Origin of the sequence: Acinetobacter sp. 18QD2AZ41W, from assembly GCF_009829025.1 — a bacterium.
GTDB lineage: Bacteria > Pseudomonadota > Gammaproteobacteria > Pseudomonadales > Moraxellaceae > Acinetobacter > Acinetobacter pseudolwoffii.
Window position 1 is genome coordinate 62,597 of record NZ_WURP01000002.1, and the last position, 21,468, is coordinate 84,064.

Sequence of the window (21,468 nt, forward strand, 5' to 3'; positions counted from 1 at the left end):
CCTTGTTACACTGTTTTTGATTTGAAGCATTTTCTTCATAAATAGGATTGAAAATACTCAATTTATCTATAATCTTAACGATAAGATGGTGTTTGTTTTCAAAATAGAATTCAATACAATCTTAATTCAACCTATTATCAGTTCAAATTTATATATTGAGATTCAGTCTATATGCAGATTTACTTGGCACGAAACAATCAACAAGCTGGTCCATATACGCTCGAGCAATTAAATCAAATGCTTGCCAATCAGCAAGTCATGCTAACTGATTTGGCATGGCATCAAGGCATGGCAGAGTGGAAAGCTTTAGGTGAGCTTACCCAGGGAAAATCGGTATATCAACCTGAGGGTTATGTCGCACCAACCGCAACACCTGACACGCCTTTCCAGAACAACCCGCCTATAACAGTGTCTGGTACGCAACCACGCACCCAAGCAACTACGCAAAAAAATACACTTGCCAGTATTCCCAGCCGTATTCTGGCCAAAATTGTAGACGTGTTACTCTGGTTACCAGCGACTTTTATTCTGACTGGATTCTTCACCCCTGAACAGGAAGTCCGCTTTGCAGAATTGAACCAAGAGTTCATGAATGTGATACTCAACAGTGATGCTGATCCTACCATGGCGCAGCAACTGCAAACCCAGATGTTTGAGATGTTTTCTCAACAAGCCTGGATTGCAACTGCGGTCTATTTACTGATCATGCTGGTGATTCAAGCCTACCTTATTGCCAAATCTGGGCAAAGTATTGGCAAAAAAATGACGAAAATCAAAATTGTAGATGCTGAATCTGGTGAGAAAGTTAGCTTATTACGTGCCTTCACCATTCGTAGCGTATTCTTTATATTTCTGAATATCATCTTCATGCCCTTGAGTTTAATGATTGACTGGGCCTTCGGATTGGGTAAAAAACGTCAGACCCTACACGATAAACTGGCAAAAACTCAAGTGGTAAAACAATAATTTTGAATCACTTAAAATGGGATGATATTCATCCCATTCTTTCTTACATAACCTTGAAATTGAAATAAAATTCCTATAAATATTCCTAAATCCCGAGCAACAAAATCGGTTTTTATTACAGGCATTTAAAGCGGCTTTAGATATAGCTTAGTTCGTCAATCTCAGGCATAATGCCCTACAACGTAGCGGTGTATTATGATTAATAGGATGTTTTGTAAAAATCAGCCTTTTTCGTCATGTGCACTTTAATCGCTATCCCATATTAAATTAGGGAATGGGACTCTTCACCGAGGTTGTAAAATGAGACAAACGATTTTAGCTGTATTGTCTTTATCTGCGATGACTGCACTCTTGACCGGGTGTGGTGGTGATATGGTACTTCTGAACTCTAAAGGTCCAGTTGCAGCAGGTCAAAGTAACCTGATGATGACTGCGATTTACTTAATGCTGTTGGTGGTTATTCCATCAATCATCATGGCATTATGGTTCGGTTGGAAATATCGTGCATCGAATAAAGACGCAGACTATAAACCTACATGGACACACTCTACTGCGATTGAAATTGTGGTATGGGGTATTCCTGTCATTATTATTGGTATTTTAGCTTGGTTAACTTGGTGGGGTTCCCACAAGTATGACCCATACCGTCCAATTGAAGCAGATAAAGCACCATTAACTGTTCAAGTTATTGCTGAACAATTTAAATGGATCTTCATCTATCCTGAGCAAAACATTGCAACAATTAACGAATTGCGTTTCCCAGAGAAAACTCCGGTAAGCCTTCGTATCACGTCTAACTTCACGATGAACTCTTTCTTCATCCCGGCGTTAAGTGGTCAGATTTATGCAATGGCAGGCATGCAAACTCACCTTAACTTCTTAGCTGATGAAACGAGTCCAGCTGAAGGTTATCGTGGTTTCTCTTCAAACTATTCAGGCTATGGCTTCTCACAAATGCGCTTCCGTGCACATTCTGTGACTGATGCTCAATTCGCTGAATGGGTTGCTGCAGTTCAATCAGGTAATGGTACTTCAGTAAATCCTGTTGCAGTTCAAAAAACTGTTTTAGACCAAGCTGAATTTGCGACCTTACGTGACGGCAACCGTTCACAAAAACAAATTGATGCAATGGTTCGTAATGCAAGAACAGATTTAGAGAAACGACTTGCTGAAACTGCACAAGCAGAAGGCCCATATAAGACTCAGCCACATCCTGTGACTTATTATTCTTCTGTCGAGTCTGGTTTGTTTGAATCTGTGATTCACAACTATATGAGTAACTACCACGGTGCTGATCATACAGCTCCTGTAGAAGCTGCAGCGACTGATGCTGTTGCTCAGGAAGCATCTGCTTCTGAAGCTCATGTAGCAGGTGAACATGCGACTGCTTCTCAAGGAGAATAAGACATGAGCTTCTTAGGTAAGTTAGGTCCAGATGCAATTCCTTACGATCCAATCGTATTGGCAACTGTTGCAATGATGATCTTGGGTGCTATCGCAGTTGTTGCTGGTATTACCTACTTCAAAAAATGGGGCTACTTGTGGAACGAATGGTTCACATCTGTAGACCATAAAAAAATTGGTATCATGTATATCTTCGTATCTGTGATCATGCTGGTGCGTGGTTTCGCCGATGCGATCATGATGCGTCTTCAGCAGTTCCTTGCAAAAGGTGGCGGCGAAGGTTATTTACACCCTGAGCATTACGACCAGATCTTTACCGCGCATGGCGTGATCATGATCTTCTTCGTGGCAATGGGTCTTGTAGTTGGTTTAATGAACATCTCTGTACCGCTTCAAATCGGTGCACGTGACGTTGCATTCCCATTATTGAACTCACTCAGCTTCTGGTTATTTGCCGGCGCTGCGGGTCTGATGATGGTTTCACTTGCGTTAGGTGAATTCGCTGCAACAGGCTGGATGGCATACCCTCCACTGTCAGGTATCGAATATTCTCCAGGCGTAGGTATGGACTACTACATCTGGGCACTGCAAATTTCAGGTCTAGGTACGCTATTAACGGGTGTTAACTTCTTTGTTACCATCATCAAAATGCGTGCGCCTGGCATGAAACTCATGGAAATGCCAATCTTTACCTGGACATCTTTATGTACAGCAGTATTGATTATTGCGGCTTTCCCGGTGTTGACTGCAACAATTGCAATGCTAACGCTTGACCGTTACTTCGATTTCCACTTCTTTACAAATGACCTGGGTGGTAGCCCAATGTTGTATGTAAACCTGATTTGGACTTGGGGTCACCCAGAAGTGTATATCTTGGTATTACCAGCATTTGGTATTTACTCAGAAGTTGTTGCGACTTACTCGCGCAAAGCATTGTTCGGTTACAAATCCATGGTGTATGCAACAGTAGCAATCACAGTATTGTCATTCGTTGTATGGGTTCACCACTTCTTTACTATGGGTGCAGGTGCCAACGTTAACGCGTTCTTCGGTATCATGACCATGATTATTGCGATTCCTACAGGTGTGAAGATCTTCTCTTGGTTGTTCACCATGTACAAGGGTCGTATTGTTTACACTACCCCAATGCTATGGACACTTGGCTTCCTTGTGACTTTCGGTATCGGTGGTTTAACAGGTGTATTGATGGCAGTTCCACCAGCGGACTTCCTGGTACACAACTCTTTATTCCTGATTGCTCACTTCCATAACGTAATTATTGGTGGTGTAGTATTCGCGATGTTCGCAGGTATCATCTTCTACTGGCCGAAAATGTTCGGTTGGAGACTGAATGAAACTTGGGGTAAAGCAGCATTCTGGTTCTGGTTCTTCGGTTTCTACTTTGCATTCATGCCACTTTATATCCTTGGTTTCATGGGTATGACTCGTCGTTTGAATACATTTGACAACCCAGACTGGGATCCGTATGTAAATATTGCAATGTTTGGTGCAGTTCTGATTGCACTTGGTATTGTATGTTTCGTGATGCAAATTGTGGTTGGTTTCCTACAACGTGACCAACGTCTAGATTTGACTGGCGATCCATGGGATGGTCGTACGCTTGAATGGTCGACATCTTCTCCTGCTCCGTTCTATAACTTTGCTCATCTTCCAAAGATCAATGGTATTGATACTTTCTGGGTTGAGAAAGAAAATGGTGTTGCATATGCAAAACCAACGAAGTATGAAGATATCCATATGCCAACGAATCGTGCTGCTGGTTTCGTTATCGCGATGTTCATCACTGTAATGGGCTTCGGTTTAATCTGGCACATCTGGTGGTTAGTAGTTGTTACGTTCATTGCTTCTATCATTAGCTTCATCGTGTCTTCTTTCACCAAGAAAGTGGATTACTATGTTCCTGCTGCTGAAGTTGAGCGTATTGAAAACGAACGCTATGCGATTCTTGAAAAACACTTGAAGAAGGACTAAGACAATGGCTGAAGTACTTCATCACGATAACCACGGACACGATGAGCATCATCACGATGATACTGACATCACCGTCTTTGGTTTCTGGACTTACTTGATGAGTGACCTTGTCCTGTTCGGTACACTCTTCATTGCGTTCGCTGTTTTAAGTAGCCACATTCCTGTGGGTACTCCAAGTGCGAGAGACCTGTTTGGCGACTCTTTAGGTTTCGTTCTGACTGAAACCTTCGCTCTCTTGATCTCTTCTGTAACCTTTGGTTTTGCAGTTCTTGCTGCATACAAAAAAGACGTTGCAAAAGTACTGACTTGGTTAGCGATTACTTGGGTATTCGGTGCTATCTTCATCGGCATGGAACTATATGAGTTCAATCACTTAGTTCATGCGGGTCACGGTCCAAGCACAAGTGCGTTCTTATCTGCGTTCTTTACCTTGGTAGGTACGCACGGTATTCACGTAACTTCTGGTCTAGTCTGGATGATCGTGTTAATGGTTCAAATCAAGAAATATGGTTTGACTCTTGCAAACACGCGTCGTCTAGCTTGCCTAAGCTTGTTCTGGCACTTCCTTGACATCGTTTGGATCTGTGTATTCAGCGTAGTTTACTTGATGGGAGTTCTGTAATGAGTCACGATCACAACTCAGCTGGTGCATCACACGGTAACGTTAAGCAATATACAATTGGCTTCGTACTTTCTGTCATCCTTACCGTAATTCCATTCGGTATGGTGATGGCAGGCGGTTTTGAACGCGGTATCTTGATTGCAGTAATTGCGATTACTGCGGTTGCTCAGATTCTTGTGCAGTTAATTTACTTCCTGCATATGAACTCTTCTTCAGAGCAACGCTGGAACGTGATTGCGTTCGTGTATACCATCTTAACCATCGCTATTCTTTTAGTAGGTTCTGTATGGATCATGAATTACCTACACTACAACATGATGATCTAAACTGGTCGTCATGTTGAAAAAGTATTTATTCCTGACTAAGCCAGGAATTCTCTTCGGTAACTTTGTTACCACTTTGGGTGGCTACTTCGTAGCCACTCAAGGTTCTGTAGATTTCCTTCTCCTGCTTATTACCCTTCTCGGTACTACGCTTGTCGTAGCATCAGGATGTGTGGTCAACAACGTGATTGACCAGGACATCGACCAAAAAATGCAGCGCACACAAAATCGTGCTCTGGTCATCAAAACCATCTCTGAACCTGTTGCCCTGGCTTTTGCTCTGGTCTTAGGCCTCATTGGTTTTAGCATTTTATGGTTCTGGGTAAATGCGTACGCTTTTCTTTTCGCGGTGATTGGTTTTGTTGTATATGTTGGTTTCTACAGCCTATGGACAAAACGAACCACAATTCATCAAACTGTAGTCGGCAGTATTTCTGGTGCAGCTCCGCCTGTCATTGGTTATACCGCTGTGGCCAATCAATTTGACCTGGGTGCATTACTGATCTTTTTAGGTTATGCGTTGTGGCAAATGCCTCACTCATGGGCAATTGCGGTTTACCGCTTTGATGATTACAAAAATGCAGGCATTCCCATTTTGCCTGTGGCGCGCTCGATTCATCGTACCAAGATCGAATCACTTTTGTATGTGGTGTTATTCACCCTGACCATGAATGCATTATTTGTATATGGCTATGCCAATTGGTTGTATGCAGTCATTTTAAATCTATTGTGCATTTACTGGTTGTATATCGGTGTCATTGGATTTAAAGCTGAAAATGATCAGCTTTGGGCAAAGAAATATTTTCTGTTCTCTGTCATCCTGATTACCGTGATCAGTATTGTATTTAGCTTTACTTCAACTGCGCCATCTACACAGATAGTATTTTTTTAAAAAGATAGAGAGTTCGCCTCTATCTTTTTTTATTTTGATTTTATCCCCCCACTCCGAGCATCTGTTTGCAGAATCAAAATTTCAGCTTTAAGCGCTCGTCCCCTCCTTTCTTATCTTCTGTGAAATTCACTCATTTTTGTTTTAGAGTCACATTCATAGGTTTAGGCCAATTCCTGCCTAGAAAGAGTCGGTTGATATGATCAACAGTATATTTAATAAATTTAAGCAGTTTAAGCCTGATTAAAAATATAACGATTTTTTGATAAGAGAATCTGGCAATAGATATAATTTCACAAAAATGGCTTATCTGGTTGAAATTATCCTCGAAAATCTCTACAATTCACCCTTCGCAAACACTGCGACACAACCTTGGTTGTGACTCCTTGCTTCAATTTACTTAAATTGGGGCTGTCCAAACCGTAAGGAGCTGACAATGCGTCATTACGAAATCGTACTTTTAGTACACCCTGATCAAAGCGATCAAGTCGTTGGTATGGTAGAACGCTACCTAACTCACATCAAAGAAGCTGAAGGTCAAATCCACCGTCTTGAAGACTGGGGCCGTCGTCAATTGGCTTACCCAATCAACAAGATCCACAAAGCTCACTACATTCTTATGAATGTTGAGTGTGGTCAGACTACTCTTGATGAGCTTGAAGAATTGTTCCGTTATAACGATGCAATCATTCGTAGCCTTATCATCCGTCGTGAAAACGCAATCACTGAAGAGTCACTATTGGCGAAAAGTGCTGAAGAAAAACGTGCGCGTAAAGCTCAACGTGAAGAAGCACAACACGCTCAAGACTCTGCTGAAGCTTAAGGAGAACATAACATGGCACGTTTTTACCGTCGTCGCAAGTTCTGCCGCTTTACAGCTGAGAACGTTACGTACATCGACTACAAAGATATCGACACTTTAAAACAGTACATCACTGAAAACGGCAAGATTGTTCCTAGCCGTATTACAGGTACTAAAGCTCGTTACCAACGTCAATTGGCGCTAGCTATTAAACAAGCTCGCTTCTTGTCTTTGATCCCTTACACTGACAATCATAAGTGAGGTTGAGCTGTGGATATTATCTTATTACAACGCATTAAAAACCTAGGTAAACTAGGCGATAAAGTATCAGTTAAAGCTGGTTATGGCCGTAACTTCCTTATCCCACAAGGTATGGCAGTTGCTGCAACAGAATCAAACACTGCTGCTTTTGAAGCTCGTCGTGCTGAACTTGAGAAAGCTGAAGCTGATGTTTTAGCTGCTGCTCAAGCACGTGCTGACCAATTGAACGAAGTAAATATCGTAATCACTGCGAAAGCTGGTGACGAAGGTAAACTATTCGGTTCTATCGGTACTCGTGACATCGCTGACGCGTTGACAAATGCTGGTCTAGAAGTAGACCGTGCAGAAGTACGTCTTCCAAATGGCGCACTTCGTCACACTGGCGAATTTAACATCGCAATCCAATTGCACCATGATGTTACTGCAGAAGTTCTGGTTACTATCGTAGCTGAGTAATTTCTCGCCTCAAAAAGAGCATGCGAAAGCATGCTCTTTTTTTATCTATAAAAAAATGACAGGTATCTCCTGCTTAAAAATTATTTTATTACCCATACAAATGAAAATTTACCCTTCGCATTTGATTTCAGAACGCGTATGATTTCATGTCGTAGTGAATAAAAGCTATTCATCTCCGATAATGTTTAACCATTGTATTTAAAATCAGGGATTTATATGTCACAGGCGAATGCCAGCAAAAAGCCGACCAGCGCTAATATCGAAATCAGTACTGAGAACAGCAATCTCAAGGAATTTCGTACTCCACCGCACAATTTAGCGATTGAACAAGCCGTACTTGCTGCATTAATGACCGTTGCCGAATCTTTTGAACAGGTCGGTGATGTGCTGACTGAAAATGATTTTTATGCGACCCGACATAAATATATTTTCCGCGCCATTGATCAACTCTCTAAAGAAAACTCACCCTATGATGCGGTACTGGTGCATGACTGGCTGATCAAGCAGAACTTGCTGGATGCCATTGGTGGTGAAGAATATCTGATGCAGCTCATGGCAGACTCGCCATCGAGTTTCTACAACCTGGAAACCTATGCAGGCAAAATTAAAGAATTCTCCACCCTGCGCAGCATGATTAAAGTCAGCTCTGAAATTTTACAAAATGCCTATGACACCAAAGGCCGTACCGTCAGTGAAATTCTGGACTTGGCTGAAACCAATATTTTCTCGATTGCAGAACAACATAATAACAATGCCAAGGCGCAAGGGCCTAAACCGATTAACTCTGTCGTTGCCGATGTTTTTGATAAATTGAATGAATTATCACAAATGGAAGGTAGCATTACCGGTTTAACCACAGGTTTTGTGGAACTGGATAATAAAACCTCAGGCATGCAATCCGGCGACCTGATTATTGTCGCAGCGCGTCCGTCCATGGGTAAAACCACTTTTGCCATGAATCTGGTCGAAAGCGTTTTATTTAATAACAACCTGCCGGCGCTGGTCTATTCTATGGAGATGCCAGCGGATTCGATTGCCATGCGTTTGATTTCGTCATTTGGCCGTGTGCATCAGGGGCATTTGCGTTCAGGCAAAATGGACAGCGATGAGTGGTCAAAAGTGACCAGTACCATTGTGCATTTACAGGAAAAAAACCTGTATATCGATGATTCCTCTGCCCTGCCACCAACTGAATTACGTTCCCGTGCCCGTCGTATTGCCAAAATGCATGGTGGCAAACTCGGCTGTATCATGGTCGATTATCTTCAGTTGATGAAAGTACCCGGTATGGGCGACAACCGTGTCGGCGAGATCTCGGAAATTTCACGAAGTTTAAAAGCCTTAGCCAAAGAAATGCAGTGCCCTGTGATTGCACTTTCCCAGTTAAACCGCGCCCTGGAAAACCGCCCCAATAAACGCCCGGTGATGTCCGATTTACGTGAATCCGGTGCAATCGAGCAGGATGCCGATTTGATCATGTTCATTTACCGCGACGAGGTTTATAACAAGGAATCAAAGGAAGCCGGCACTGCTGAAATTATTATTGGTAAGCAGCGTAACGGCCCGATTGGTACGGTACGTCTGGCTTTCGAAGGTCAATATACCCGTTTTAGTAATCTCTCACCTGAGTTTTATGCTCAGTATGATGATGAAGAGTAAACAAGCTCAATCATCAGATTTCCATCGTCCCTCCAGGAGTAATTTAGGGTGCGCCAAGCTACAGTTTATATTGACAGTGCAGCACTGCAATATAATTTAAACCGTGTCAAACAACTTGCCCCAACCGCTAAAATCGTCAGTATGGTCAAAGCCAATGCTTACGGACATGGAGTTAAAGACTGCCTAGCAGCCTTAAGTGCAAGCGATGCTTTTGGTGTCGCATGCTTACAAGAAGCCCTGGAAATTCGTGAATTGGGTTATCAACAGCCGATCACGCTCATCGAAGGTGTTTTTGTTGCAGACGAAATGCCAATCGTGATTGATCAGAATATTGAAGTGATTGTGCATCAGCAGGCACAGGTCGATTGGCTCTTGGCACATAAAGATGCTTATATCGCCAAAGACCTGAAAGTCTGGGTCAAGCTGAATAGCGGGATGAACCGTCTTGGCTTTAAAATTGATGTAATTAAAGACGTGATCAATCAACTCAAAGCTGAAGGTTTTACTTGTGTTTTGGCGATGCATTTTGCCAATGCCGATGCTGATCACCCGCTGAATGATGAACAAATCCGTCAATTCTTAGAAATTAAAAATGACTGTGCACCATTGATGGGTTCATGTTGTAACTCAGCAGCCATTTATAAATATCCAGAATTGCATTTTGATTTTGTCCGTCCCGGGATCATGCTTTATGGCGCGACTCCATTTGCAGATCGTGATGTGCATGATCTGGATTTAAAACCAGTCATGACCTTTACTGCCGAAGTGATTGCGCTCAACCATATCAAGGCAGGTGAGCATGTCGGTTATGGTTCAACATTTACAGCTGAGCAAGACATGACACTTGCGATTGTTTCAATTGGCTATGGTGATGGCTACCCTCGTGCTTTCCCGAAACAGAACTATGTGGCGATTAATGGCCAGCAAACGCGTGTCATTGGTCGTGTAGCAATGGACATGATCGCGATTGATGTAACTGCGATGCAGGTAAAACCTGGCACTCAAGTCGAACTTTGGGGGAATACCCGTTTGGTCGATGAGGTTGCTGAAGCCAATGGCACCATTGGTTATGAACTGTTATGCAGACTCAGTCATCGTCCGCTACGTAAAGTTATTTGAGTTGATCCTCAGAGCCAAAAAAGTCCAACAGAAGTTGGGCTTTTTATTTAAGCTGATTTTTGTTCTTCAGCCTGCTCTAAACTCAATTTCTCTAATAAAGCATCGACATGATGTTGCTGAAAGGCAAAAGGATTAAAGTCATCAAATCCCATTTCCCGACAGAATTGCTGGATCTGACTGCGTTTGGAAATATATTTCATGGACCAGTCCGGGAAACTTGGATATTCAATTTCCTTGGTCTCAAATAATTTAATATCCTGATGGCGTGGATCTTTATTTAATCGCTCCACCAATAGACTTTTTAAAGTGAGACATTCACCTTCCAGACATTGAAAAAAATGACCATCTGCGAAATACAGTACACCTGTCACTTGATGCTGATAATTAAAATCACGAGCTTCTTTCAGGATATGCGCCAAATCTTCAAGTAAGTCAGTTTTGGGAGAAGTACTTTTACTGGCGTAACAAAATTGGTACATGCGCTAACTTCTCTATTTTTATTATGCTGAACCGCATAGAAGTTAACACTGTACGCGAAAAACCTGAATCACGATAGGTTTTTATAAGAAATACTCATTAGAGGGAACTGGAAGTTCTGCCAATCCTTTTTTCAAGGTCTCTGACCATTGCCGGCTGATTGCCGTGAAATACTCATCATCTTCGGCAATACGCTTGCCTCTTGGCATGATCAGACTGTCTTTTTTATAGACCAGCACATCGAGTGGCATACCGACCGATACATTGGAACGTAGGGTCGATGCAAATGAAATCAGGGAACAGCGCAAAGCTTCATCCAGCGGCATATCATAAGTGAGCGCACGATCCAGGATCGGCTTGCCATATTTACTTTCACCAATCTGGAAATATGGCGTATCACGTGTGGCACAGATAAAGTTCCCTTGCGGATAGACATGATAAAGCTGCATATCCTGATCTTTAAGTTGTCCACCGACCAGCAGATTACAATAGTAATTGCTTTGTTCCGAAATATCGCTCGTAACATTCGCAATCACTTTTTTCAGCATGCTTCCCACCAGCTCAGCAACATCAAACATGGTGTGCAGACTCAAGATATTGGGTTCCTGCTTCAGTTCGAGCTGATTTTTGATATGACCAATTACGGCTTGTGTGGTTGCCAGGTTTCCGGATGCCTGTATGACGATCATACGTTCCCCAGGAATACCAAAGGTATACAACTTTCGAAATACAGAAATGTGATCTACTCCGGCATTGGTCCGGGTATCACTGATAAAAAGCATACCTTGCTCTAAACGTAGCGCACAACAATACGTCATTCTTTTGTCCTTATTAACATCCTAGTACCTGAACAATGGAATGCATGGATTCCACTCCGCCCTTCTCCCTCACACCGCGTACCGGTGCTACATCCCAATAATCCCGCCCAATGGCCACATAAATATGCGAGCTTGGACTAAACAGCAGATTACTCACATCAAAACAATACCATGTCTGCTCTACAAACACCTCTGCCCAGGCATGACTGGCCAGATGCGAAGCATTTTGTGCATATAAATAGCCAGACACATATCGGGCAGGTAAACCTAGATATTTGCACATGGCAATGAAAATATGACTATGATCCTGACAGACCCCCTGACGTGCTTCAAAGGCATCTATGGCAGAGCCTTGCACTGAGGTGCTATTGGAAATATAAGGGACATGTTCCAGCAAGGCCTGTGCCAGTTCAATCAGATGTTGACGGCTTAATGCAGGGACATGAGCTTGTGCAAAATTTTTCATTGCTGCATTACATTGCGTTGATTCGGTCGGCTGTAAAAAAATATTGGGATTGATTGAATCATTCAGTCCAGTCTGATGCGCGGGATTCAGCTCGACAATCCCTTGCGCCATGATCGTTAAGGAATAATAAGGTTCGCGCTGGTTACAGGTCATCCACAGATTATGAAAGGCATCTTTTCGGATTTCTTTATTCCCCGGTACACTAATATCCCAGGAATGCACCCGTTGATGCGCATTGCTCGAAGGCATCATTTTGATGTACTGAATACTGTTCCTCACCTCAGCTGTATACATATAATGCGTTTGGTGATTCACCATCAATTTCATACATCTGCCTCAAACAGTTGATGGATATGGTCGCTAAACTGATAGAACTGAATCCGGTTCGGTTCTGTACGCAACTGTTCCCAGTATTGCTCCAGGTCACCCCAGCCCATTTCCACTAGAATTCTGACTACATCATCGATCTTGCACAGTGTCGTACTGGTTTCTTCACCGAGTCGTAACTGATGATCGAGCTGTTCGACACATTGTCCCAGGCTAAAGAACAGAAAAATATCGGCAGATTCAGCTTCCAGAATATCTTCACATTCAGTCACCACTTCACAAATATAACCAGCATTTTTGTCTGCAGTTTTGATCAGTTTCATTAGTTCTGCATAGCCTGATGCAGACAATACTCCGCGTAGTTCCTGAATATTATCTTTAGCCACTTTAAACTGCTGGCTAAAAGATGCGGTCTGAGTTGAATCTAGTACCAATTCATTTAAGGAACTGGCATCAAAAGCGGGTAAACAAAAAGCATGGGCATAGGCCACAGCTGCTTCGTCTTCTAAAAATGGAAAGCGCGCACATAAAAAATGAGTGCGAGATAAATAACGCCCTAACCAAAAAATATGTTGTGCATTGCTATTCAGCAAAACCATGACATTTTCCTTCTTTGGAATATTATGAATGTAAATTGTCGACTACCCAGGTATCTTTAATACCGCCACCCTGTGATGAATTCACCACCAGTGAACCGGGCTGCATCGCTACACGTGTCAAGCCACCCTGCACAATTTCAGTACGGTAAGGCGAGCTTAAGACAAATGGGCGCAAGTCAATATGACGTTCAGCAATACCAAAATTGGTCAAAGTCGGACTAACCGATAAGTCCAAAGTTGGCTGCGCAATATACAAATGCGGCGCAGCTAAAATTTTCTCCCTGAAAAATTCAATTTGCTGTTTCGAAGCCTGTGGCCCAATCAGCATGCCATAACCACCCGAACCCTGAGCTTCTTTTACCACCAGCTGGTCCAGATGGGCCAACACATAGCTTAAATCTTGCTGATTACGACATTGATACGTCGGAACATTTTTTAGTATTGGCTGTTCACCCAAATAAAAATGAATCATTTTATCGACATATGGATAAATCGATTTGTCATCTGCGACACCTGTACCCGGTGCGTTGGCAATCAGGACATTATTTTGTAAATAAGCTGACATTAAGCCAGGTACACCCAGGGTACTCTCCGGTTTAAAGCATAATGGATCGAGATAAGCATCATCGACCCGTCTATAAATAACATCGACTCTTTGGCGACCACGTATAGTTTTTACATAAACCTTCGAGTCATCAACAAAAAGATCACGTGATGTTACCAACGGTACATTCATTTCTCTTGCGAGAAAGGCGTGCTCATAGTAAGCACTATTAAAACGCCCTGGCGTCAGCACTACGACAAAGGGTTTGTCGACATGGGCATTTTCGATCAGGATTTCTTTTAAAAGCTGGGGGTATTGCTCAATTCCAGCAATCTTGGACTGTTCAAATATTTTCGGCATCAGCGTTTGGCTAATCTTACGACATTCCAGCATATAAGAGACACCCGATGGCGTTCTAAGATTGTCCTCCAAGACATAAAATTTGCCCTTGGAATCACGTATTACATCAATGCCACTAATCTGGCTATAAATCCTGCCTTTCAGGCTATGTTGATACATATGCGGCTGATAAGCCTCATGCGTCAAAATCTGGAGTTCAGGAATGATATTGGCTTTTAAAATATCCTGTTGATGATAAATGTCATGTAAAAACAGATTCAGTGCGCGCACGCGTTGTGCCGACCCCAGAGCCACCATATTCCACTGTTTGCGGTCAATCACTCGTGGAATGATATCGAAAGGAATGCTTCGCTCTACCCCCTCTTTATCTTCGTAAACCGTAAAGCTAATGCCATGATGTAAAAAATGTTCTTTTGCCACCTGATTCAGAGCATTCAATTCATCCAGCGTGTGTTGGGATAACCATTCTTCCAGTCTTTGACTTGCCTGACTGGACATGACTTGCTCATCCTGCATTTCATTAAAGAATTTTGAAGACAACTGTTGAAATAAAAGTTGTGGATTTGCTGTAGTCGATACCGTTGCTGTTTTAGCCTCTATAAAATTTTTCCCAAGATTTGGGGAACTAAAATTATCAATTTTTTCAATTACATTTGTATCCCGATTTCCTTTAAGCATACAAACCTCGTCTTATCATCTATTATAATTAAATCAAAGCAATATCCATGCCATTGAACCTATATTGCAACTACCATTAATCTAATAAATGCGCCCTGAACTCAATGCCATTTCTTACCAAGTTGTTTTTAGTTTGTAGGACAATTGTTGCGCAGAAAGACTTGCGAAAAAATGAGAGTTTTTTTATTGTGTTAGTCTAAGCCTAAATCCCATCCTCTTTATCGCCAGCAAAATAAATTATGTCAGCACAAGAAAAAGAAACCTCGAATAGCCTGTATCGCCAATGGCAAATCTTGTCGCGTCTTTCTACCGGCAAATGGATGGGAACACGTGAATTACAGGAAATCTTGAATCGCGAAGGAATTGATATCAGCCTGCGTACCATTCAGCGTGACCTGAACCAGATTGCGCAGCGCTTTCCAATCGAAAGCAGCAAGACCACACCACAAGGCTGGCGTTGGCGCTCAGATGCACCGCTGCAAAGCTTGCCGCATATGACCAGCTCACAGGCGGTCACCTTTATGATGGTCGAAGAACATTTAAAACATTTGCTGCCACCGAGCCTGATCGAAGAAATGAATCCCTGGTTTGATCTGGCACGCCGCAGTCTGTCCTCGCAAAACAATGTCCGCCAATGGATTAATCGGGTACGGATTGTGCCTGCCACCCAACCGCTCATTCCACCGTTCGTGGATAAGACTGCACAGCAGGCGGTATATGAAGGCTTGTTGCAGGACAAACAGCTGGAATGTGTCTATCAGGGCCGCGGTCACAACAGCGAAGAAAAGACTTATATCCTCAATCCACTGGCTTTGGTGCAAAAAGGCTCCATCATTTATCTGGTCTGTACCCGTCATGACAAATCTGATATTCAGACCTTTGCCCTGCACCGTTTTAAATCGGCAGTAGTTCTCAATTCACGTGCCCTGCATCCGGTGAATTTTGATATTGATGACTATATCGATTCTGGTGCATTGGGCTTCCGGGTGGATTTCAATCACCCTACTGAAAATGTCATTCTAAAACTGAGCATGTCGGAATCGGATGCACATTATTTTGAGGAAAGTCAGCTCAGTAAAGATCAGAAGATTGAAAAACTGGACAATGGTATGTCGCTGATTAGTGCAACGGTTCCTTTTACTTCACAACTGGTGTGGTGGCTGCGCAGCTTTGGTAAAAAGATTAAACATATTGAACCCAGTATGGTGTCCAATGCAGTTAGCCAGATGGATGAGGAAAACCCTTAACCAAATGGATTTCATTCAGCTTTAATAATTCCAGAATAAAAAAATCCCCAGATTGGGGATTGGAGAATTATGCTTGTATTTTTATGATTGTTCTGGTGGTCTACCGCTGTACCAACCTGCTTTTCTCTAATACCCCGAAATGCAGATTGGATGAAACCTCAATATTTAAACAGAACTGAGACATGAGCAAGCCAGTTCGGCATTATTAAAGCGAATGGATTTTTTTGTCATGGTTTATAACTCCTGTATGGGTGATAAATCGACTATAAAAGCATTCACTCTGCCTGTGAAATAAATAGAATATATGTGCTTTGCATATTTTTTCTATAGGAATTTTTCCGCAAAATTTATCTGCAATTGCTACTGATTGATTGCCTGTCTGGGTATGATTTTTGGCAAGTTTATAAAATTGAATAACAATTCTATGCTTGCATAAGATACCTGGCTCTGCACATCATAAAGCCCTATAGAAGTAGAAATAGGGACTTAATTTTACAATGGCTAACCCTGCTCAATTAGTACGGCACAAGCTGCTCAATACTTTCTTTTCTCGCCATTCAGTCTGGTTTGCCTGCATTCTGATTGCAGTGATTTTTACCACATTCCATATCGGTTATTCGCCGCGTTATATCTATTATTTTATGCCGCAAACTTTGGTGAATACCCTGTGGATTCTGAGTATACTCCTGAGCCTGTTGGGTTTGTATGATGTACTGCAAAACAAGCATTCTATTCTTAAAAACTACCCCATCATGGGACATTTCCGCTTTATCTTCGAAGAATTTCGTCCGGAGATTCGTCAATATTTTATTGAAGCCGACCGCGATGCACTGCCCTTTTCCCGTATGCAACGTAGTCTGGTGTATCAGCGGGCGAAAAATGAAAATTCAGATAAACCTTTCGGTTCAATTCTCAATGTCTATGAAGACAATTATAGATTTGTCAGTCACTCTTTGACGCCATGTAAGGTGGCCGATCCACAAACTTTCCGTATCCTGATCGGCAATGAGCAATGTACACAGCCCTTCTCTGCTTCCATTTTAAATATTTCAGCCATGAGCTTTGGCAGTATGAGTGCCAATGCAATCCGTGCGCTGAATCTCGGCGCTCAAAAAGGTGATTTTTTCCATGATACCGGTGAAGGCAGTATCAGCCCCTATCATCTTGAATATGGGGGCGATCTGGTCTGGGAAATTGGCAGTGGTTATTTTGGCTGCCGTACCTTAGATGGACAGTTTGATCCGGAACGCTTTGCGGCACAAGCCAAATTACCGCAAGTAAAAATGATTGAAATCAAGTTATCACAAGGGGCTAAACCCGGACATGGCGGTATTTTACCTAAAAGCAAGATCTCGGAAGAAATTGCCCAAATCCGGGGCATCAGCCGTGAACATGATTGCGTATCACCCTCTAGTCATCCCGCCTTTAGCACCCCGATTGAAATGATGAATTTCATCCAACGATTACGTGAACTTTCCAACGGAAAACCGGTCGGATTCAAGCTATGTCTGGGGCAGCCCTGGCAGTTTATGAGTATGGTCAAAGCCATGCTGCACACCCAGATTTATCCCGATTTCATCGTCGTCGATGGCTCTGAAGGTGGAACGGGCGCTGCACCCATTGAGTTAATCGACTTTGTCGGTGCACCCCTAAGAGAAGGTTTACTATTTGTGCATAATACCCTTGTTGGTGCAGGTTTAAGAGATAAAATCAAAATTGGTGCAAGTGGTAAAATTATTAGTGCATTTGATATTGCCAGCACGCTCGCGATTGGGGCAGATTGGGTGAATTCGGCACGTGGTTTTATGTTTGCCGTCGGCTGTATTCAGGCTCAAAGCTGTCATACCAACCAGTGTCCTGTCGGTGTCACCACACAGGATAAAGATCGTCAAAAGGCCTTACATGTGCCCACCAAAGCAGAGCGCGTATTTCATTATCATAAAAACACCTTACACGCCTTGTCTGAACTGATTGCTTCTGCAGGCCTGAAACACCCTTCGGCGATTAAGGCACATCACTTGGCACAACGTGTGAATAATCACGAAATAAAGAACTTTGCGCAGATTCATTTTTGGTTGAAAGAGGGAGAATTATTATCCTGTGAAAATAAGGATGAGGAGAACTTCTACTTCCGGATGTGGAACCTGGCTAAACTGGATAAATTTTAACTCAATACAGTTAAATTAGAAAAGGCGTTTAATCAAACGCCTTTTTTCACATTGAATTGTAGATCAATAATAGGTTTTACTGCCCTGTGCATGTAGAAAGGCAGGAATCAAGCCGGTCAATGCAGCACGAATATCCGCGCGTTCATTGATCAGTTGATGCGAACCTTCTTCCAGCATCAGTAAGGTCTGGAGACGGAATTTACGTCGGATAAATTCGATATTATAGCGCCAGTCTACGGTCTGATCCTGTGCACCCTGTGCCAGCCAGACCGGAATACGACAGGCCGGACGCGCTTCCATTTCCAGCATCCAGCGCGACATCGCCAGAATCCAGTCCATACCCATCATCCGCGGCTGTAACGGATCTTTAAGCCGGATAAAACGCAGAAACTCCGGATTATGGTTATTGCGTCTGAAATGCCGGGGAACTTCACGCTTGATCCGGCTAATAATGCCCAGCCCGACCGAGTTATGCCACCAGGCTGTTTTCGCAGGACGAATCAGCGGCGATAACAGCAAAACCCGTTCTACAAAAGGATTTTCGCGGCGCTGTGCAAATTCGAGTAAGTGATGCATCCAGATTGCACCACCGGTACTCTGTCCAATGCCGACCCAAGGTTTGGGCAATTGCGCGGCATGTTGTACATAGCGATGTACGGCATGCAAAACCTGCTGATAATGATCAAAATTCTGAATGCTGGCAGGTGAACCATCACTCAGACCATGTCCGGGCAGATCATAGGTCAGCACACTAAAACCTTGCTCCAGCAGCTCTTTGACAATCGGCTGATAAATCCCGCTATGTTCCAGATAACCATGCAGCAAGAAAGCAGTGCCCTGAATCTTGTCAAAGCGGGTATTTTCCAGGTTTGGCTCAAATACCTGTACATGCAATTTAAACAATGGCATCTGTACATAGCCTTGCCAGTGTTTGCAGTCCAATAAATCAAAGCCATACAGCTTGCGATAGGATTGCAGATCAATTGGCGGCTCATCACTACGATTCAGGTTTAACGGCGGCAAGAGTTGTGGCGTTATATCCCGGCTTGGGATGGGTAAATCAAGTTGCTTCAGGATCGTGGGATTTAAAAATGGGATATCAGACATTATGGCACCTCCCGACAGTCACTAGATCCAAACCACATATCGCGCATGGTCGCCAACATTTCATAATTGGCACGACGACTATGATCATAATTTTGCGCACTTGGACGCCATCGTGTCAAAGGCTTCGGCATCGGTGCCTCTACCGGAATGGTTTGTATGCCATTTAAAGCAAATAAACGGCGGGTCCGTGGCATATGATAACGATCCGTAATCAGAATCACAGTCGGTGCTCCACCTTTCTTTTGTAATAATAATGAACTGAAACGGGTATTTTCACAGGTATTCATGCTGCGATCTTCCAGCAATTTGGCATCAACATCGTGGTTTTTCAACCAGCGCTGCATATACGGCGCTTCTACACCACTCAGCACAATCGGTAACTGATAATGTTTTTCTACCGCCAGCGTGGTTTCCAGACGTAAACGCGTATAGTGATTGACCACAATCTCTTCACCCTTTTCATCTAGCGTTAAACCGCCACCCAACACCACAATGGCATAAGGCTGGGAGCTATTCGCCGGTTTCACTTGTTGCTGATCTTGTAGTAAAGCCAGGTCCTGCTGAATTTCCTCTTCAGCGGTTTCTTGTACCGAGCTAGCCTCTTCTTGTTCTATAGGATGCGTACTCAGGAACTCAATATATTGTTCAATACGTTCTTTGTTTTCATTGCTGTCCCAGTCCAGCAACTTCCGAACATTTGCAGTCGGATCAACCGGCTCTGTCGGTACTTGTGAATATAATAATGGAACTTGAGCAGGCGGACTTTGCTCTGCCTTTTGACTTTGCTGCTCACGCTGATGTTCTTCAATGACCTGTTGCAGCGCTTTATAACGTGCCTGAATCAGAATCAGGTTGGCAGAATTGTTTTGTTGGATATCCTTTTCCATGACCTTTAAATATGCCTGACGGGCAATCCATAAATCGGAGCCAGGTTCCAGATTTTCATGCTCGCTCAATGCTGCCATTTTCTGGCTTTGCGCTGCTACTTCATTAAGTTCTAAAGATACAAACTGGTTTAAGCCCTTGACGATCATTTGCGAGTAAAAAGGGGTATAAACCAACACCAGTAGACAGCCGAATAGTACAAACAGTCCAGTGACCACTTGTAGCAAACGTACCATCCAATGGGTTTTATTCATATCATTTTTCATCCTGATGAGAACGGATCAATCCATTTTGGTCAAACAATACAGGTTCTGGTTCCAGCAGCAGCTTGAATTTTTCCCAGACCGACTGCTGTACTGCACGATAAGTTTTACGCACATCGGTAAGAGAGGCCTGACCATAATTCACCAAGACCAGCGCCTGTTTATGAAACATGCCGACAGACCCCAACTGTTTGCCCTTCCAGCCAGCCTGATCAATCAGCCAGCCCGCTGCCAGTTTAACTTGAGTATTGGCTTGCTGGTAATGGGGTAAATTCGGGAAAGATGCCGCAATCTGGTCAAAGACCGGCTGATCTACCAGCGGATTTTTAAAAAAACTCCCCACATTGGGAAATTCTTGCGGATCAGGTAATTTGCTTTGACGGATCTGAATCACTTGCTGTTGCAGGTTTTCTGCTGTAAGCGTATCACCGACGGCTGTCTTTAAGTCACCGTAATTCAGTTTCAAATCTGGCTGTTTCAGTAATTTAAAAGTCACATGGGTAATCACATAACGGTTTGGATCATCTTTAAAAATACTATGTCGATAGGCAAACTGGCAATCTGCTGCGCTAATCGAGCCAAACTGTTTGAGCTGCCGGTCATAGACTGCAACCGAATCGATAAACCCGCCAACTTCGACGCCATAGGCGCCAATATTCTGTACCGGCGATGCACCAACACGCCCAGGAATCAGGGCCAGATTTTGTAAACCATACAGACCTTGTGCTGTAGTCCAGAGCACGAAGTCATGCCAGCCCTGCCCGCCGCCCACGCGTAAACGTTGCGACTGATCATCGCCATCCAGCATCTCAATGCCCTGAATATCGATATGCAAAACCAGTGCGTGAATCTGTTCAGGCAACAACATATTGCTGCCACCTGACAGAATCAGCACATTTAACTGTTGCTGTTCAGCAAAATCCAGTGCCGCCAGCAGATCATCGGTCGATTGAATATGGGCATAGTGTGAAGCAACGGCTTCTAAATTTAGGGTATTAAAGGGTTTAAGTTGAACCTGAGTTTGAATCTGCATTGC

The 21,468-nt window shown here is 43.2% G+C and carries 21 protein-coding genes; 13 read left to right on the forward strand and 8 right to left on the reverse strand.

Annotated features, from left to right (window positions below):
• Positions 1-171 precede the first annotated feature (171 nt).
• The 11 genes from GVV58_RS03275 to alr all read left to right on the forward strand — a co-directional run bounded on the left by GVV58_RS03275 (position 172) and on the right by alr (position 10,493).
• Positions 172-966, forward strand: coding sequence for an RDD family protein (locus tag GVV58_RS03275; protein WP_005170506.1), 795 nt, complete (start codon positions 172-174; stop codon positions 964-966).
• Positions 967-1,266: 300 nt separating this feature from the next.
• Positions 1,267-2,370 (forward strand): ubiquinol oxidase subunit II, encoded by a 1,104-nt coding sequence (cyoA, locus tag GVV58_RS03280; protein WP_005097235.1) that lies wholly within the window; start codon positions 1,267-1,269, stop codon positions 2,368-2,370.
• A gap of 3 nt (positions 2,371-2,373) precedes the next feature.
• Positions 2,374-4,362, forward strand: a complete 1,989-nt coding sequence (gene cyoB, locus GVV58_RS03285; protein WP_005097237.1) for a cytochrome o ubiquinol oxidase subunit I — start codon at positions 2,374-2,376, stop codon at positions 4,360-4,362.
• A gap of 4 nt (positions 4,363-4,366) precedes the next feature.
• The gene (gene cyoC, locus GVV58_RS03290) at positions 4,367-4,984 is read left to right on the forward strand and encodes a cytochrome o ubiquinol oxidase subunit III (protein WP_005097238.1); all 618 of its coding nucleotides are present in this window, start codon (positions 4,367-4,369) and stop codon (positions 4,982-4,984) included.
• The gene (locus GVV58_RS03295; protein WP_005097239.1) at positions 4,984-5,310 is read left to right on the forward strand and encodes a cytochrome o ubiquinol oxidase subunit IV; all 327 of its coding nucleotides are present in this window, start codon (positions 4,984-4,986) and stop codon (positions 5,308-5,310) included. The genes cyoC and GVV58_RS03295 overlap by 1 nt, the downstream gene beginning before the upstream one ends.
• Positions 5,311-5,320: 10 nt before the next feature.
• Positions 5,321-6,199, forward strand: coding sequence for a heme o synthase (cyoE, locus tag GVV58_RS03300; RefSeq protein WP_005097240.1), 879 nt, complete (start codon positions 5,321-5,323; stop codon positions 6,197-6,199).
• A gap of 433 nt (positions 6,200-6,632) precedes the next feature.
• Positions 6,633-7,019, forward strand: coding sequence for a 30S ribosomal protein S6 (gene rpsF, locus GVV58_RS03305; protein ID WP_004278789.1), 387 nt, complete (start codon positions 6,633-6,635; stop codon positions 7,017-7,019).
• A 12-nt stretch (positions 7,020-7,031) separates the two neighbouring features.
• Positions 7,032-7,259, forward strand: a complete 228-nt coding sequence (rpsR, locus tag GVV58_RS03310) for a 30S ribosomal protein S18 (protein WP_005097242.1) — start codon at positions 7,032-7,034, stop codon at positions 7,257-7,259.
• A gap of 9 nt (positions 7,260-7,268) precedes the next feature.
• Positions 7,269-7,715 carry a 50S ribosomal protein L9 gene (gene rplI / locus GVV58_RS03315; protein WP_004645413.1) on the forward strand — a complete coding sequence of 149 codons (447 nt, stop codon included), beginning with the start codon at positions 7,269-7,271 and terminating at the stop codon, positions 7,713-7,715.
• 216 nt (positions 7,716-7,931) lie between these two features.
• Positions 7,932-9,374 (forward strand): replicative DNA helicase, encoded by a 1,443-nt coding sequence (dnaB, locus tag GVV58_RS03320; RefSeq protein ID WP_005097243.1) that lies wholly within the window; start codon positions 7,932-7,934, stop codon positions 9,372-9,374.
• Between the two features lie 48 nt (positions 9,375-9,422).
• Positions 9,423-10,493 carry an alanine racemase gene (alr, locus tag GVV58_RS03325; RefSeq protein ID WP_100535297.1) on the forward strand — a complete coding sequence of 357 codons (1,071 nt, stop codon included), beginning with the start codon at positions 9,423-9,425 and terminating at the stop codon, positions 10,491-10,493.
• Positions 10,494-10,540: 47 nt separating this feature from the next.
• Here the strand turns inward: alr and GVV58_RS03330 are convergent, their stop codons facing one another.
• The 5 genes from GVV58_RS03330 to GVV58_RS03350 all read right to left on the reverse strand — a co-directional run bounded on the left by GVV58_RS03330 (position 10,541) and on the right by GVV58_RS03350 (position 14,762).
• A complete protein-coding gene (locus GVV58_RS03330) occupies positions 10,541-10,972 on the reverse strand; it encodes a BLUF domain-containing protein (protein WP_159516004.1) in 432 nt (143 codons plus the stop codon).
• Between the two features lie 81 nt (positions 10,973-11,053).
• A complete protein-coding gene (locus GVV58_RS03335; RefSeq protein WP_159516005.1) occupies positions 11,054-11,788 on the reverse strand; it encodes a proteasome-type protease in 735 nt (244 codons plus the stop codon).
• Positions 11,789-11,801: 13 nt separating this feature from the next.
• A complete protein-coding gene (locus GVV58_RS03340; RefSeq protein WP_159516006.1) occupies positions 11,802-12,581 on the reverse strand; it encodes a transglutaminase family protein in 780 nt (259 codons plus the stop codon).
• Entirely contained in the window at positions 12,578-13,180 is a 603-nt protein-coding gene (locus GVV58_RS03345; RefSeq protein ID WP_005097250.1) for an alpha-E domain-containing protein, read from the reverse strand. The genes GVV58_RS03340 and GVV58_RS03345 overlap by 4 nt, the downstream gene beginning before the upstream one ends.
• A 22-nt stretch (positions 13,181-13,202) precedes the next feature.
• Complete coding sequence (locus GVV58_RS03350) at positions 13,203-14,762, reverse strand: circularly permuted type 2 ATP-grasp protein (RefSeq protein ID WP_159516007.1); 1,560 nt, start codon at positions 14,760-14,762, stop codon at positions 13,203-13,205.
• A gap of 239 nt (positions 14,763-15,001) precedes the next feature.
• On the opposite strand from GVV58_RS03350, the gene GVV58_RS03355 reads away from it, so the two are divergent.
• Both GVV58_RS03355 and GVV58_RS03360 read left to right on the forward strand, forming a co-directional pair.
• Positions 15,002-16,009 (forward strand): WYL domain-containing protein, encoded by a 1,008-nt coding sequence (locus GVV58_RS03355; RefSeq protein ID WP_074383229.1) that lies wholly within the window; start codon positions 15,002-15,004, stop codon positions 16,007-16,009.
• A gap of 497 nt (positions 16,010-16,506) precedes the next feature.
• Entirely contained in the window at positions 16,507-18,177 is a 1,671-nt protein-coding gene (locus GVV58_RS03360) for an FMN-binding glutamate synthase family protein (RefSeq protein WP_005097253.1), read from the forward strand.
• A gap of 63 nt (positions 18,178-18,240) precedes the next feature.
• On the opposite strand, the gene GVV58_RS03365 is transcribed toward GVV58_RS03360, so the two are convergent.
• The 3 genes from GVV58_RS03365 to murB are packed head-to-tail and all read right to left on the reverse strand — an operon-like array spanning position 18,241 to position 21,465.
• Positions 18,241-19,284, reverse strand: coding sequence for an alpha/beta hydrolase (locus GVV58_RS03365; protein ID WP_005097254.1), 1,044 nt, complete (start codon positions 19,282-19,284; stop codon positions 18,241-18,243).
• Positions 19,284-20,423, reverse strand: coding sequence for a YdcF family protein (locus GVV58_RS03370; RefSeq protein ID WP_100535329.1), 1,140 nt, complete (start codon positions 20,421-20,423; stop codon positions 19,284-19,286). Before GVV58_RS03370 ends, GVV58_RS03365 begins: the two co-directional genes overlap by 1 nt.
• A gap of 1 nt (position 20,424) precedes the next feature.
• Complete coding sequence (gene murB / locus GVV58_RS03375; protein ID WP_159516008.1) at positions 20,425-21,465, reverse strand: UDP-N-acetylmuramate dehydrogenase; 1,041 nt, start codon at positions 21,463-21,465, stop codon at positions 20,425-20,427.
• Positions 21,466-21,468 lie beyond the last annotated feature (3 nt).